Consider the following 14210-nt stretch of genomic DNA (forward strand, 5'->3'; position numbering starts at 1 on the left):
CAGACGCTCGACTGGGCAACCCCAGCCGAACGCCTGGACCACCTCATCGCTACCTAACGATTGCACTCACCCCTTGACCCCAAGCGGCGTGTCGCAGCAATAACCTCATGATCAACAGGCCTGGAGGGGGCCGGCACGTACGATGGGGGGGTGACTGAGGCTCAGGCGACTCCCCGGACCGGCAAGCGCGTGCTCCTGGCGAAGCCCCGCGGCTACTGCGCCGGCGTCGACCGCGCGGTGCAGACCGTCGAGGAGGCACTGAAGCTCTACGGTGCCCCGATCTACGTGCGCAAGCAGATCGTGCACAACAAGCACGTCGTGCAGACCCTGGAGGCGCAGGGCGCGATCTTCGTGGAGGAGAACGAGGAGGTGCCGGAGGGGTCCACCGTCATCTTCTCCGCGCACGGCGTCGCTCCCGAGGTCTACGAGCAGGCCAAGGCGCGCTCGCTGAAGGCGATCGACGCGACCTGCCCGCTGGTCACCAAGGTGCACCACGAGGCGAAGCGGTTCGCCGCCGAGGACTACGACATCCTGCTCATCGGTCACGAGGGGCACGAGGAGGTCATCGGCACCGCCGGCGAGGCCCCCGCGCACATCCAACTTGTCGACGGCCCGGACGGCGCCGACAAGATCACCGTCCGCGATCCGGAGAAGGTCGTCTGGCTCTCCCAGACCACACTCTCGGTCGACGAGACGCTGGAGACGGTGGCCCGGCTCAAGCAGCGGCTGCCGCTGCTGCAGTCCCCGCCCAGCGACGACATCTGCTACGCCACGTCCAACCGGCAGCACGTGGTCAAGGAGATCGCCGCCGACTGCGACGTGGTGATCGTGGTCGGCTCGACGAACTCCTCCAACTCGGTCCGCCTGGTCGAGGTCGCCCTGGACGCGGGCGCCCGCGCCGGCCACCTGGTCGACTTCGCCCACGAGATCGACGACGCCTGGCTGGAGGGGGCCAACACGGTCGGCCTGACCTCCGGCGCGAGCGTCCCGGACGACCTGGTCCAGGAGGTGCTGGCCTACCTCGCCGCGCGGGGCTTCGCCGACGTCGAGGAGATCACCACCGCCAACGAGCGGCTCACGTTCTCACTTCCGCAGGAGCTGAAGCGGGACATGAAGGCCGCGGCGGCGCGCGGCTGAACACGGGAACGAACCCGGCCCGGCGTACGTCAGATTCGGCATGAGGACCTTTCGGCTCGTCGTCTCCGCGCTGACCGTCTGTGTGGCGCTGAGTGCCTGCGGCAGCCAGGACGCCGGAGGCGGCAACCCCCCGCCGACGCCGACCGGCACGGTGACCAGCCAGCCCACGCCCGACCCGACCGGCACGCCGTCGAACGTCGACCCCGCGCCGACCGGCACGCCATCGGTCGTCGACCCCGCACCGACCGGGATGCCGTCACGCCCGAAGCCGGGCGGCCCGAGCACGCCCCCGGGAGTCCGGGCCACCACCCTGTCCGGGGTGGTTCAGGGCGGGGTGGAGCCCGGTTGCGTCCTGCTCGACGGCTACCTGCTCCTCGGGGGGCCGCGGGACGTGCTGACCCCGGGTGCGCGGGTGGAGGTCAGCGGCCGGGCCGAGCCCGGCATGATGACCACCTGCCAGCAGGGCACCCCGTTCGTCGTGTCGAACGCCAACCGGTCCTGAACAGCCGCGCCAGGCGCTAGCGGGTCGTGACCTCGTCGTCGGCCGGATCGGCCAGCTCGGGTGCCTGCGGCTGCCGGGGCGTCAACTCGACCTGCGCGGGCGTGGCCAACTCGTCGTCCGAGACGCCCAACTCGGCGAGCTTGCGGGCGCTGACCAGCACCCGGGCCTCCAACGACCCGACCGCCCGGTTGTACGCGGTCACCGCCCCGGCCAGCGACGACCCGAGCTTGCCCACGTGGTCGCCAAGCGTGGAGAGCCGACCGTACAGCTCCCGCGCGAGGGTGTGCACCGCGAGCGCGTTGCGGGCCAGCGCCTCCTGCCGCCAGGAGTACGCGACGGTCCGGAGCAGGGCGACGAGCGTGGCCGGCGTGGCCAGCACCACGTTGCGGGTGAACGCGTGCTCCAGCAGCGTCGGGTCACGTTGGAGTGCGACGTCGAGGAACGTGTCGGCCGGAATGAACAGCACCACGAACTCGGGTGAGTTGTCGAACGCCGACCAGTAGGACTTGGCGGCCAGCGCGTCGACGTGCCCTCGCAGGTGCCGGGCGTGCGCGTCGAGGTGGGTGTCCCGGCCGCGCTCGTCGCGGGCCTCCATGGCCGTCAGGTACGCCTCGAACGGTGCCTTGGCGTCCACCACGACCGATCGGCCGCCGTGCAGCCGGACCACCAGATCCGGTCGGACGACCTGCTGGTCGGTGGCGGCGGTGACCTGCTCGGAGAAGTCGCAGTGCTCCAACATGCCGGCCGCCTCGACGATCCGGCGTAGCTGGTGCTCGCCCCAGCGGCCCCGCACCTGCGGCGCGCGCAACGCCGCCACCAGTTGCTTGGTCTCGGTGCGCAGCTCACCGGAGACGGCGGTCATCGAACGGACCTGCTCGCGCAGCTCGGCGTACGCGTCGACCCGGTCGTGTTCCAGCTCGGCCACCCGCAGCTCGTAGCGGCGCAGGGTGTCGTGCAGCGGCGCGACCGCCCGGGCCACCGCCTCCTGGGACTGCGCGGTGGCCTCGTAGCTCAGCGCCCGCATCGACTGCTCCAGCCGGCCCTCGCCCTCCCGGGTGGCGGCCAGGGTGGCATCGAGGCGGGCGATGTCGGCCGCCGAGCGGGACCGGGCCGCGAGCCAGCCCACCGCCCCGCCGGCACCGAGGCACACGATCACCAGGAGCAGGGTCGAGACGTCCATCACCGGAGCTTGCCAGACGGATACGACGCGACAGGCGGGGGTACGTTCGATGACATGGAACTTGTGTTGTGCCTCGCGGTCGTGCTGGTCGGCGGGCTGGGCGCCGCGGCGCTCGTCCGCGCCCAGGCCAACGCCCGGCAGCGCACCGCGCTCGGCGACGCCCGCGCGGAGGCGCAGCGGTGGTACGAGCGCCTCGGCGGCCAGTTGATGAACCTGCAGGGCGACGAACCAGCGGTACGCCAGGCGCTGGCCGATGCCGGTGAGCGGTACAACGCGGCCGGCTCGCAGTTGGAGCAGGCGCGTACGCCGCACCAGTTCGGGTTGGCGCGGGAGACCGCGCTGGAGGGGCTGGCGTACATCCGGGCGGCGCGTACCGCGCTGGGCATCGATCCGGGTCCGGAGGTGCCGACGCTGGCCGCCGCGCGGGGCGTGGGGCAGCTCACCAAGGAGCGCGAGGTCGACGTGCAGGGGCAGACCTTCCGGGCCGGCCCGCAACCCGGCCGGGAAACGCCCTACTACTACCCCGGTGGGCGTTACCAGGGTCGGCCGGTGCCGGCCGGGTGGTATTCGACGCCGTGGTGGAAGACCGCGCTGGGTGCCGGCGCCGGTGTGCTCGGCGGCATCCTGATCGCCGACGCGCTGTTCTCGCCCGCCTTCGCCGACCCCGGGTACGGCTACGACGCCGGCTACCAGGAGGGCTTCGGCGACGGCGTCGACCAGGGCAGCGCCGACCAGGACTTCGGCGGTGACCAGGGCGGCGACTTCGCCGGCGGTGACCAGGGCGGCGACGTCGGCGGTGACTACGCCGGTGGGGACTTCGGTGGTGGCGGCTTCGGTGGTGGGGACTTCGGTGGCGGCGACTTCGGTGGTGGGGACTTCGGCGGCGGCGACTTCTGACAGTCGTGCACACCTACGGAAACGGGCCCCGGTCGCAGCGACCGGGGCCCGTTCTCGTACCTGTTGATCAGCCGGTGTTGCGCATGCCGGCGGCGATGCCGTTGACCGTGGTGAGCAGCGCGCGTTCCAGGGCGGTGCCGTCGCTCGGTGCGCGTCGGCCGCCCGGGGCGGTGGCGATCGCCCGCCCGGCGGCACCGGACTCCCGGTACTGCCGCAGCAGCGCCACCTGGAGGTGGTGCAGCGGCTCCAGGTAGGTGTCCCGGACGGCGAGGGTGCGCTGGAGCACCGGCGAGTTTTCCAGCAGGGCGGGTGAGGCGGTCACCGCCAGCACCTCCCGCTTGGTCAGCTCGTACTCCTGCTCGATCTGTTCGAAGATCGGGTGCAGCTTCTTCGGGACCAGGGTCTCGACGTACCGGCGGGCGATGCTCAGGTCGGTCTTGGTCACCATCATCTCGACGTTCGACAGGAACGTGCGGAAGAAGTGCCAGTTGCGGTGCATCTCGGCGAGCACGTCCGCCAGACCGGCCTCGCGGGCGGCGGCCAGTCCGGAGCCGACGCCGAACCAGCCCGGCACGATCTGCCGGGTCTGCGTCCAGCCGAACACCCACGGAATGGCCCGCAGACCGGACAGCCCCGCGCCGGTGTTCGGGCGCTTCGCCGGCCGGGAGCCGATGTTCAGCGCGCCGAGCAGCTCGGTGGGGGTGGACGCCCAGAAGTACGCCGGCAGGTCCGGGTCCTCGACGAGCGACCGGTAGCGCCGGAACGCCGACTCGGAGACCTTGTCCATCGTCGCGTCCCAGCGTTCCAGCATCTCGGCCGGCTGCCGTGGCGCGGTGTGCAGCAGGGTCGCCTGGAGCACTGCGGCGAGGGTGAGCTCCAGATTTTCCCGGGCCAGGGACGGCAGGGTGTACTTGTCGGAGATCACCTCACCCTGCTCGGTCACCTTGATCGCGCCGTCCAGCGTGCCGTACGGCTGAGCCAGGATCGCCTCGTGCGTCGGCCCGCCGCCGCGACCGACCGTGCCGCCCCGGCCGTGGAACAGCCGCAGGTGCACCCCGTGCCGGGCGGCCACGTCGCGCAGCGCACGCTGCGCGCGGTGGATCGACCACTGGCTGGTGGTGATCCCGGCTTCCTTGTTGGAGTCGGAGTAGCCGAGCATGACTTCCTGCACGTCGCCCCGGGCCCGCACCAGCGCCCGGTACGCGGGCAGCGACAGCAGGTCGTCGAGGAGTTCGCCGCCGGCGTTGAGCTCGGCCGGGGTCTCCAGCAGCGGCACGAACCCGACCCGGGCGCGCCCGCTGTGCACGTCCACCAGGCCGGCCTCGCGGGCCAGCACCACCGCGGCCAGCACGTCGTCGACACCCATGGTCATCGAGATGATGTACGACTCGATGACCTCGGTGCCGAACCGGTCCTGGGCCTCCCGGATGGTGCTGAACACGTCGAACGTCTTGCGGGCGGGCTCGGAGAGCGGGGTGTCGAGGGTGGACAGCGGTCGCCGCCCGGTCAGCTCGTCGGCGAGCAGCTTGGTGCGTTCCAGTCGGGTCAGCGCCGGATAGTCGGAGACCTCGCCGACGGCCTCGTAGAGCTGGGCGAGCACCGCGTGGTGCGCCTCGGCGTGCTCCCGTACGTCCATGGTGGCCAGGTGCAGGCCGAACGCGGAGACGGTACGGATGGTCGAGGCCAACCGGCCGACGGCGGTGAGCTGCCCGGAGTTGCGGGCCAGCGAGGCGCGCAGCAGGTCCAGGTCGGCGATCAGCTCGGCGGAGCCCCGGTAGTCCCGGCCCGGCACGTGCGCGGTGCCCTGGCGCAGGCGTTGCCGGGTGTTGGCGAGCTTCGCCTTCACGCAGCGCGCCTTGAGCCGGTACGGCTCCTCGGCGTTGACCCGCCGGAACCGCGTCGCCACCTCGGGCAGGGCGTCCAGGTCGGCGGCGAGGCTGGCGGAGAGGTCCAGCGACACCCCGCGCAGTCGGCGGGAGACCGACACCTCGTTGATCAGGTGGTCCATCGCCTTCTCGGTGGCCGCGATGCCGTGCTCGTACTGGATGGTCAGCACCTCGCGGGTGACCGCCGGGGTGACGAACGGGTTGCCGTCGCGGTCGCCGCCGATCCAGGTGCCGAAGCTCAGCGGCCGGGCCGTCGGCGAGGTCTCCACGCCGAGGGTGCGCAGCGTGTCGGCCAGATCGTCGAGCACCTGCGGGGCGGCCTCGGCGTAGAGGTCGCGCAGGTAGTAGATGGCGTTGCGGGCCTCGTCGGTCGGGTCCGGTCGGTCGAGGCGCAGCTCGTCGGTCTGCCACATCAGGTCCAGCAACTCGGCCAGGCGGCGGTTGGCCGGGCCCTCGTCGCTGGCGCCGTAGAGGATCGCGTTGGCGGTCTCGGTGTCCAACTCGTCGGCGATCGCGCGCAGCTTGGACAGGATCGAGCGGCGGGCCGCCTCGGTCGGGTGGGCGGTGAAGACCGGGCGGACCGCCAGCCGACGTGCCGCGTTGGCGATCTCCTCGGCCGGCACCCCACGCTCGGCGATCATCTTGGCCGCCTGGTCCAACCAGCCGCCCTGCACCGCGCGACGGCGGCGCAGGTCCCGGGCGCGGTGCACCTGCTCGGTGATGTTGGCCAGGTGGAAGTAGGTGGAGAAGGCGCGGGCCAGCTTGGTGCCGGTGGTCACGTCGAGCCCGCCGAGGCGCTGGGCGGCCGCCGGGGCGTCGGTGCGGACCTGGGCGCGGATCTCCTCGACGAGGTCGAGCAGGGGGCGACCCTCCTGGCGGGCCAGGGTCTGACCGAGCAGGGTGCCCAGTCGGCGGATGTCGGCACGCAGCGCGGCGTCGGGGCCGTCGTGGTCGTGCTGGTCAGTCACGGTGCGCTCCCTCACGTGGATGCGAAGGACAGCGCTGTCCGACTCACTGGATGGTATCCGCGCCCACCGTATGTCTGGAGACCCCCGGGTGATCCACTGCCCCTGGGGCGGTGTTTTCGGGCGTGATCTCAGCCACCGTTTCGGGCTGATCCGGAGCCGCCGGAGGCTGGCCAGTGGCCGGGCGGGGCGACCGGGTCTGGCGGTGACGGTCCGGCGGCACCGAACCAGGCTCGCGCTGACCAGCGGCGGTTTGCCAGCTGCCGGGCGAAAACCGCTTGGCTGGCCGATTAGCGTCTGATCATGGTGTCGCTGCGCTACCCGCCCAAGCCGCGTCCGGGCGACCGGGTCGCGGTCGTCTCACCGTCCGCCGGCCTGCCGGCGATTTTCCCCCACGCGTACGAGTTGGGGCTGCGCCGGCTGCGCGAGGAGTTGGGACTGGAGCCGGTGGAGTATCCGACCACCCGGGTCACGGGGGCGGACCCGCGCGACCGGGCCCGCGACCTGACCGCCGCCTTCGCCGACCCGAGCGTCACCGCCGTGCTCGCCACGGTCGGCGGAAACGACCTGATCACCGTCACCCCGTACCTCGACGACGACGTGTTGCGGGCCAACCCGAAGCCCTACTTCGGCTACTCCGACAACACCAACATGCTCAACCACCTCTACCGGCTGGGCATCGTCGCCTACCACGGCGGATCGGTGCTTGTGCACCTCGGCCGCCCGGGCGCGCCGCACCCGCTGACCTTCGACTCGCTGCGCGCCGCGCTGTTCACCACCGACTGGTACGCGCTGACGCCCGCGCCCGCGTGGGGTGACCGGCCGAACCCGTGGACCGAGCCCGAGACGCTGGCGTACGAGCCGGAGATGCTGCCCGGCGAGGGCTGGCGTTGGCAGGGACCGGAACGGGTGGTGCGGGGGCGCACCTGGGGTGGCTGCCTGGAGATCCTGCACTGGCTGATGGCCACCGACCGGGTGCCGACCCGCGACGAGTTGGCCGGGGCCGTGCTGGTTGTCGAGACCTCGCAGGAGATGCCCAGCGCGCAGGAGGTGTTCCGGATCGTGCGCAACATGGGGGAGCGGGGCCTGCTGACCGCCTTCGCGGCGATCGTCGTCGGTCGTCCGAAGGCGTGGGACTTCGACAAACCGCTGTCGGTGCCGGAGCGCTCGGCGTGGGGCGCGGCCCAGCGGGAGGCGATCATCCGCGGCCTCACGCCGTACAACCCGGAGGCGGTGGTGGTCTTCGACGTCGACCTCGGTCACACCGACCCGCAGTTGATCATCCCGTACGGCGGCGAGATCCTTGTCGACGCCGTCGACCGCCGGATCTCGGTGCGTTACTGACGGGACCTGTGCGGTGCACGCACCCGGTGGGGAGGTGCGTGCACCGGAATCCGCAGGTGTCAGTCGGTCGCGCAGAGGACCGACCGCAGCGCGGCCAGGGCGCCCGCGCTCGCCGGCACCGGCGGCAGGCCCCGAACGTCGGCGTCGATGTCGTAGACGTTGCCGGCGAGGACAAGCTGCCGGGAGTTGTCCAGGCTGGTCGCCGCGATGCTGGTGAAGCCCGGCCCGCCACCGTCGGTCGTCCACACCGACGTCGGGCCCGCGGCACAGGGCACCGTCATCCGTTGCACGCCCAGCCCGTACCCGTCCGGCCCGTCGTCGGTGGGCACCAGCGTCTCCAACGCGCGCTGCTGTGCCGGCGCGAGCAGTCGCCCGCCGAACAGCGCCCGGTGGAACCGCGCCAAATCCGCCGCCGTCGAGATCATCGCCCCGGCGGTCCAGTCGTAGGACGGGCTGAACGTGGTCACATCTCGCCCGGCCAGGTCGTAGCCGTGCAGGTGCCGACCGTGGATCTCCGGGTCGGTGACCGGGAACGAGGTGTGCCGCAGACCCAGCGGTCCGATGATCCGCCGCCGCACCTCGGACGCCGCGTCCCGGCCGGTGACCGCCTCGATGATCAGACCGGCCAGCAGGTAGTTCGTGTTCGAGTAGCCCCACGAGGTGCCCGGGGCGAAGTCCGGTCGGTGAGCCACCGCCAGGGCGATCACCGTGCGGGGTGCGATGACCCGGTCCCAGTCGTGGTCGTCGAGGTACGGCGCCCAGAAACTCCGTTCGCCGGTCGGGTCCCAGATGCCGCTCGTGTGGTTGAGCAACTGCCGGACGGTGATCGTCGAACCGTCGTTGCCGTTACCCCGGACGACCCCGGGCAGCCACCGCTCGATCGGATCGTCGAGGGTCAACCGACCCTCGCCCACCAGTTGCAGCAGCACTGTCGACACGAACGCCTTGGTGTTGCTGGCGATCCGGAACCGGTCGTCCGGCCGGGCCCGCGCCCCGGTGGCCCGGTCGGCCATCCCCGCCGCCACCTGCCACCGTCGGCCATCCACCCGGCCGTACGCCACCGCGGCGGGAAAGCCGTCCGCGACCAGTTGGTCGAGCGCGGCGACCATCGCCCGGCGTTCCGCCCCTGGTTGGCCGGCACGAGCCGGCAGGGGCGCGACGGCGAGTGTGGCGACCAACGAGCCGACCGACACCACCACGGCCCACAGCTGACGCATCATGATCTTGCTCCCATCGACGTGACGACGTCTGTCCCCGTCGACCCTGTCGAAGTGCGGAGCGCGGGTGAATGCGGATCTCCCGCCGGTCGGGTGGGGTTAACCCGACAGACCACGACGGGTTGGCCGGCTGGGCGGGCGGCTCGTGCCCCGGCATGCTGAGCGGACACTCCGGTAAGCGTCGGCGCGGGATCAGCCGGCGCGTTGGCGTCCGGCGTTGTGTTGACCGGCACGGTCTCGCCCGCCGTGGTGTCGTCCGGCAGGTCGGGAGGATCAGATGACGCGTCTGCGGCAACTCCGCCATCAGGTCGGGTACGTGCTGGTCGGCCTGCCGCTGGCGGTCGTCGGCTTCGCGTACGCCGCTCTCACGGTCGTGGTCGGCGGCATGCTCTCGCTGACGCTGCTCGGCCTGCCGCTGCTGTCCACCGGCGTCCTCGGCGCTCGCGGTTGGGGCCGGCTGCACCGCGCTCTCGCCCGCGCGGCGCTCGGGCTGCGGGTCGACGCGCCACGCCCGGTCCGCCGACGGCCCGGCCCGGTGGGGTACGTCCGCACCGGCCTGGGCGACGCCACGGGGTGGCGGGCGATGGCCTATCTGATCGTCAAGCTGCCGGTGACCGTGCTCGCGGCGGCGGTGGTCGCGGTCTTCCTCTGCTACCCGGTGTTCCTGCTCAGCCATCCGCTCTGGTGGAAGTTCATCCAGCCGGTCAACACCGACAGCACGGGCCGGCCGCACCGCGCCGCCCTGCAACTCGGGGACTTCTTCTTCGACACCTGGCCCCGATCGTTCCTGCTGGCCGGGATCGGTGCCGGGATGCTTCTCGCCGGCCCCTGGCTGCTGCGCGGCGTGCTGTTCTCAGACGAGCTGCTGATCCGCGGCCTACTCGGCCCGAGCAGCCTCGACGACCGGGTCGACACCCTCGAACGGACCCGCGCCCTGGCCGTCGACGACGCCGCCGCGCTGCTGCGCCGCATCGAACGCGACCTGCACGACGGCACCCAGGCGCAACTTGTCGCCCTGGCGATGAAGTTGGGCATGGTCAAGGAGAAGCTCGCCGACGGGGCCGGGCCGGAAGCCAGGGCACTCGTGGAGACCGCGCACCGGGACGCGAAGACCGCGATCACCGACCTGCGGGACCTGGCCCGGGGCATTCACCCGCCGATGCTCGACAACGGGCTGGAGGCGGCGCTGGCCACCCTGGCGGCCCGGGGCGCCGTACCCGTCGCGTTGCGGGTCGCGTTGCGTGAGCGGCCGTCGCCGGCGGTGGAGACGATCGTCTACTACTGCGTCGCCGAGTTGCTCACCAACGTCGCCAAACACTCCACCGCCCGGCGGGCGACAGTCGACGTACGCCAGGAGGGCGGCCTGCTGCGGGTGCGGGTCTCCGACGACGGCGACGGCGGAGCCCGGATCGGGTCGACGGCCCGCGCCCTGCCCGGCGGCGGGCTGGCCGGCCTGCGCGACCGAACCCGTACCGTGGACGGCACGATGCGGATAGACAGCCCACCCGGCGGGCCGACGCTTGTCACCGTGGACCTCCCGGTACGGCCGTGACCGGGCTGCGAGTGGTCCTCGCCGAGGACTCCGGGATCCTGCGCGACGGGCTCACCTACCTGCTCAGCGACCGGGGGCACCGGGTGCTCGCCGCCGTGGCCGATCCGGAGGCGCTACGGGCCGCCGTCGACGAGCACCGGCCGGACATCGCGGTGATCGACATCCGGATGCCGCCCACGTACACCGACGAGGGGCTGCGGGCGGCGCTCGCCGTCCGCGCGGCCCATCCCGGCACGCCGGTGCTGCTCTTCTCCCAGTACGTGGAGACCCGGTACGCGGCACAGTTGCTCGCCGGCGGTGCCGGGGGAGTCGGTTACCTGCTCAAGGACCGGGTCGCCGAGGTCGGCGAGTTCGTCGACGCGCTCACCCGGGTCGCCGCCGGGGCGACAGTGCTCGACCCGGAGGTGGTGACGCAACTGCTCGGTGCGGCCCGCGGTGGCGAGGAGTTGGCCAGCCTCTCCGAGCGGGAACGGACCGTCCTGGCCCTGATGGCCCAGGGGCGGTCGAACGTGGCGGTCGCCGCGGCGCTGTTCCTCAGTGTGGGGGCGGTGGAGAAACACATCACCAGCATCTTCGGCAAGCTCGGCCTGCCCCCGTCCGAGAGCGACCACCGCCGGGTCATCGCGGTGCTGCGCCACCTCCAGGCCGGCTCCTGACCCGCCGCTTCGGCGATGCTCCCGGGGGGACCAGCACTCATGCCGCGTTCCGCCTCGCCGCAGGGCGAGCCTTTCCCCATCGGGAGATTTTGTGACGACCCGATAACCCCGCGTACAGGGTGCGGGATCGGTCGGTCTCCGCTGACGTCCGCAGTGCGTTGCGGCTTCTGGCGGGCGATAACCGGCGCGCACGCGGACACTGCGGCACCAGATCCCGCTCTTCCGCCAGAACCAAAGGTAACCAGCGGTGGAAAAGAGCATTTCCGCTTTCCGGCGGAGGCGATTCTGGATTGCCGCCCACCAATCCGCATTCGACAATTAGGCTCTGCCGACGCGTGCCGCGAGCTTGTCTTTTGAAGGTGGAAGCGCTCCCATGCCGCACAAAATGTAAGGGCGACGCCCGCTGAAGTAGTGAACCTCTGGGGCGTCGCCCTTACCTACCCCCTGCCGCAAAACGGGGGGTAACGCCTGTCCCGTGAGTATGTCCAAGACCAACGGTCAGGCGAGAACGGGGTAGCGCTAAGTTCTTTGGCTCGGCTGGGCCCCACCTTGCCGACAATGCGCAGGGTTGGCAACCCCGCTTGCGGTCATCGGTACTCACCGGTAGGCGCGGAAAGCGACATAGTTAGACAAAAATTAAAGACACTCATCTTTGCCGGGCTGTGATTTGGAACACAAGGCCAGAGTGCGCCTTGTATTTCTTTCATTTGACGGATGACACGGTTCGCATCCCTCAGTGACCAACGAACGACTCAACGTGATGGTCACGGTTCGACGAGGGTCGACCGTCGGAGCTTCCTAATGTGATGCCCGTCACCCGCAGTCCTTCAAAAGCTTTCAAATTGGACAGGATGCAAGGGGTCACGCTCCTGTCACTGTCGCGGCATACGGTTTACTCTCCAGCAGTACTTCCGTGAGACCACCCGTATGCCGCCTGTTCTTTCCTGCTTCCAGTCGACGGACCGCAAACCGTCGGAGGCCGGGAAAGGCTGCTGTCGCGTGGAGTCCAAGACCAGCGCACCACATCAGGAAGAGAGAGGGGAGCCAACGGTGGCTTTCCGCAGTCCTGGTCCTCTCATGCCCCGGTGGCAGCTCTTGCCGCCGGGGCCCGGGACCATCATCACGGCCGTCCTCGTGGCGTCCGTGTTGCTCACCGTCCTTGGCCAGCCGCTGTTCGCACTGGCGGCCGTTCTGTTGGCCCTGGCCGCCTGCTTCGCAACCGCGGGTTGGATGCACCATCGCCAGAACGCGGAGAAGTCGGACGAGTCCGGCCGCGAGGACAGGGACGTGATCACGGTCGAGCCCCTCGTCGTGCCGTCCGAGACGGACACCAAGCCGGCTCCGCCGGCACAGGGGCGGTGAGTTCGATCGGCCTGTGTCCGCATGGTTGAGTGGATGGGCCCGGACACCCCGGCAACCTCCACAACCACCTGGACAGCCGTCTTCCGATGGCTGGCGAGAGACGACCCCTCCGCAGCCTGAGGTGTGACCGCACCACGCCTAGCAGCCGAATCCCCGCCACCCGAACAGGGTGGCGGGGATTCTTGGCTATGCCAGCTGTGTCGGGACAGGAAGTGCGAGATCGCGGGGGTGGGGGCGGAGTTCAGAGGGTTACGAGGGCGAAGGCGCGGACCGGGAAGGTGCCCATGCCGGCCACCCTCGGTGGGGCCGCTGTGAACCGGAATCCGCTCGGCGGCAGCGCGTCCAGGCCGGTCAGGTGCTCCACGACCGGGATGCCGGCGGCGAGCAGGGTGCTGTGCGCGGGGCGTACGCCGCCGGCCGCTGGACTCATGTCGTCGATGTTGATCGAGTCGATGCCGACCAGGGCGGCGCCGGCGTCAGCCAGCGCCTGGGCGGCGTCCCCGGTCAGGTAGGGCGCCTCCGGCGCGCCGTACCGCTCGGCGCCGAAGTGCACGTCCCACCCCGTGTGCAGCAACACCGCGCACCCCGCCACCTCGTACGGCGCCAACATCAGCCGGTCCACGGCCCGGGTGCCGGCCGGCACGCGAACGACCACACCGGGCAGGTCGGCGAGGCGGCTCAGGGACACCCCGGCCAGGTCGTCGCCGCCGGCCCAGCGGTGGGCGGGGGTGTCCAGGTACGTGCCGGTGTTGGCGATCATGTCGATCCGGGCCACGTGGAACTCGGTGCCCGGCGCGTAGTTCGCCCGGGACGCCGCGAAGGTCAACCAGTCACTGATCCGCGGTGCCGGCCAACCTGGCAGGGTGCTCATCCCGTCGCTGATCACGTGGCTCAACTCGACAAGTCGACGATCGGAGCCGGCCTCCTCGACGGCGACGCCCCGACCACCCTTGTGCGGCTCTTCGATGATCGTCTTCGCGCTGATCCGGACCTCGGCGACCATCAGCAGCCCGAGGTGCCGGACGAACAACACCGCCAGGTCGTCGTCGCTGATCTCCGGACCCGGAATGTCCAGCCGAAACTCCTCGGTACGCAGCCCGCCGCCGTTGGCGAAGCTCACCTGCGCGTCGAACTGTGCCCGCCACTGCCCCATCACAAAACCCGACCACAGGGACCACCCACCGGTCAAGATCCACGCTTCGGCTGGTGGGGTTCGCACCGCACGATCTTGAGGCGCGAACGAGGGCGGCAGTGCGAGCGGCCCCTCCCCGGGCGGCCACGTGCGCGGATCTTGGGGCAGGTGTCAGGTGCGCGAGGGCTGGGCGTGAGGTGCGGGGGCTGCGGGCGCGGGGGCATCGGGGCCTGGCGCGGGCCGGGGTCCCCGCGGCGTGGGCGCGTGTATCGGGGTCCGGGAGCGTGGCGCATGCCTGGGCGAACGGGTTCACGGGTGGGGTGTCGAGCGCGACGCGACGCGGACCTCGGCGGAAAGGGCTGTGTGTCGGTGCGCGGAGA

At 71.2% G+C, this 14210-nt stretch carries 11 protein-coding genes; 7 read left to right on the forward strand and 4 right to left on the reverse strand.

Annotated elements, in window-relative coordinates:
• Nucleotides 1–150: 150 nt before the first annotated feature.
• Both AB0B14_RS30345 and AB0B14_RS30350 read left to right on the forward strand, forming a co-directional pair.
• On the forward strand, nucleotides 151–1137 hold the full coding sequence (locus tag AB0B14_RS30345; RefSeq protein WP_357076549.1) for a 4-hydroxy-3-methylbut-2-enyl diphosphate reductase: 987 nt from the start codon (nucleotides 151–153) through the stop codon (nucleotides 1135–1137).
• Nucleotides 1138–1177: 40 nt separating this feature from the next.
• Nucleotides 1178–1639: a hypothetical protein gene (locus AB0B14_RS30350; protein WP_357076552.1), complete on the forward strand. Its 462-nt coding sequence runs from the start codon at nucleotides 1178–1180 to the stop codon at nucleotides 1637–1639.
• 16 nt (nucleotides 1640–1655) lie between these two features.
• On the opposite strand, the gene AB0B14_RS30355 is transcribed toward AB0B14_RS30350, so the two are convergent.
• A complete protein-coding gene (locus AB0B14_RS30355) occupies nucleotides 1656–2819 on the reverse strand; it encodes a DNA recombination protein RmuC (RefSeq protein ID WP_357076556.1) in 1164 nt (387 codons plus the stop codon).
• Nucleotides 2820–2873: 54 nt separating this feature from the next.
• On the opposite strand from AB0B14_RS30355, the gene AB0B14_RS30360 reads away from it, so the two are divergent.
• Nucleotides 2874–3716 carry a hypothetical protein gene (locus AB0B14_RS30360; protein WP_357076559.1) on the forward strand — a complete coding sequence of 281 codons (843 nt, stop codon included), beginning with the start codon at nucleotides 2874–2876 and terminating at the stop codon, nucleotides 3714–3716.
• A gap of 67 nt (nucleotides 3717–3783) precedes the next feature.
• On the opposite strand, the gene ppc is transcribed toward AB0B14_RS30360, so the two are convergent.
• Entirely contained in the window at nucleotides 3784–6570 is a 2787-nt protein-coding gene (gene ppc, locus AB0B14_RS30365; protein WP_357076562.1) for a phosphoenolpyruvate carboxylase, read from the reverse strand.
• 300 nt (nucleotides 6571–6870) lie between these two features.
• On the opposite strand from ppc, the gene AB0B14_RS30370 reads away from it, so the two are divergent.
• Nucleotides 6871–7911: a S66 peptidase family protein gene (locus AB0B14_RS30370; protein WP_357525538.1), complete on the forward strand. Its 1041-nt coding sequence runs from the start codon at nucleotides 6871–6873 to the stop codon at nucleotides 7909–7911.
• A gap of 59 nt (nucleotides 7912–7970) precedes the next feature.
• Here AB0B14_RS30370 and AB0B14_RS30375 read toward each other — a convergent pair whose 3' ends face one another.
• A complete protein-coding gene (locus AB0B14_RS30375) occupies nucleotides 7971–9131 on the reverse strand; it encodes a serine hydrolase domain-containing protein (RefSeq protein WP_357525540.1) in 1161 nt (386 codons plus the stop codon).
• A 274-nt stretch (nucleotides 9132–9405) separates the two neighbouring features.
• On the opposite strand from AB0B14_RS30375, the gene AB0B14_RS30380 reads away from it, so the two are divergent.
• From AB0B14_RS30380 to AB0B14_RS30390, 3 genes are all read left to right on the forward strand, one after another.
• Nucleotides 9406–10680, forward strand: a complete 1275-nt coding sequence (locus AB0B14_RS30380; protein ID WP_357076574.1) for a sensor domain-containing protein — start codon at nucleotides 9406–9408, stop codon at nucleotides 10678–10680.
• Nucleotides 10681–10685: 5 nt separating this feature from the next.
• Nucleotides 10686–11336, forward strand: a complete 651-nt coding sequence (locus tag AB0B14_RS30385; RefSeq protein ID WP_357525607.1) for a response regulator transcription factor — start codon at nucleotides 10686–10688, stop codon at nucleotides 11334–11336.
• Nucleotides 11337–12479: 1143 nt separating this feature from the next.
• On the forward strand, nucleotides 12480–12698 hold the full coding sequence (locus AB0B14_RS30390) for a hypothetical protein (protein WP_357076576.1): 219 nt from the start codon (nucleotides 12480–12482) through the stop codon (nucleotides 12696–12698).
• A 241-nt stretch (nucleotides 12699–12939) separates the two neighbouring features.
• Here the strand turns inward: AB0B14_RS30390 and AB0B14_RS30395 are convergent, their stop codons facing one another.
• Entirely contained in the window at nucleotides 12940–13851 is a 912-nt protein-coding gene (locus AB0B14_RS30395; RefSeq protein ID WP_357525542.1) for a cyclase family protein, read from the reverse strand.
• Between the last annotated feature and the right edge of the window lie 359 nt (nucleotides 13852–14210).

Source organism: Micromonospora sp. NPDC049171, from assembly GCF_040648275.1.
Lineage (GTDB): Bacteria > Actinomycetota > Actinomycetes > Mycobacteriales > Micromonosporaceae > Micromonospora.

Coding starts and splice junctions, on each gene's coding strand:
- AB0B14_RS30350 (WP_357076552.1), top strand. CDS start 1,178: ATGAGGACCTTTCGGCTCGTCGTCTCCGCGCTGACCGTCTGTGTGGCG.
- AB0B14_RS30355 (WP_357076556.1), bottom strand. CDS start 2,819: ATGGACGTCTCGACCCTGCTCCTGGTGATCGTGTGCCTCGGTGCCGGC.
- AB0B14_RS30360 (WP_357076559.1), top strand. CDS start 2,874: ATGGAACTTGTGTTGTGCCTCGCGGTCGTGCTGGTCGGCGGGCTGGGC.
- AB0B14_RS30370 (WP_357525538.1), top strand. CDS start 6,871: ATGGTGTCGCTGCGCTACCCGCCCAAGCCGCGTCCGGGCGACCGGGTC.
- AB0B14_RS30375 (WP_357525540.1), bottom strand. CDS start 9,131: ATGATGCGTCAGCTGTGGGCCGTGGTGGTGTCGGTCGGCTCGTTGGTC.
- AB0B14_RS30380 (WP_357076574.1), top strand. CDS start 9,406: ATGACGCGTCTGCGGCAACTCCGCCATCAGGTCGGGTACGTGCTGGTC.
- AB0B14_RS30395 (WP_357525542.1), bottom strand. CDS start 13,851: ATGGGGCAGTGGCGGGCACAGTTCGACGCGCAGGTGAGCTTCGCCAAC.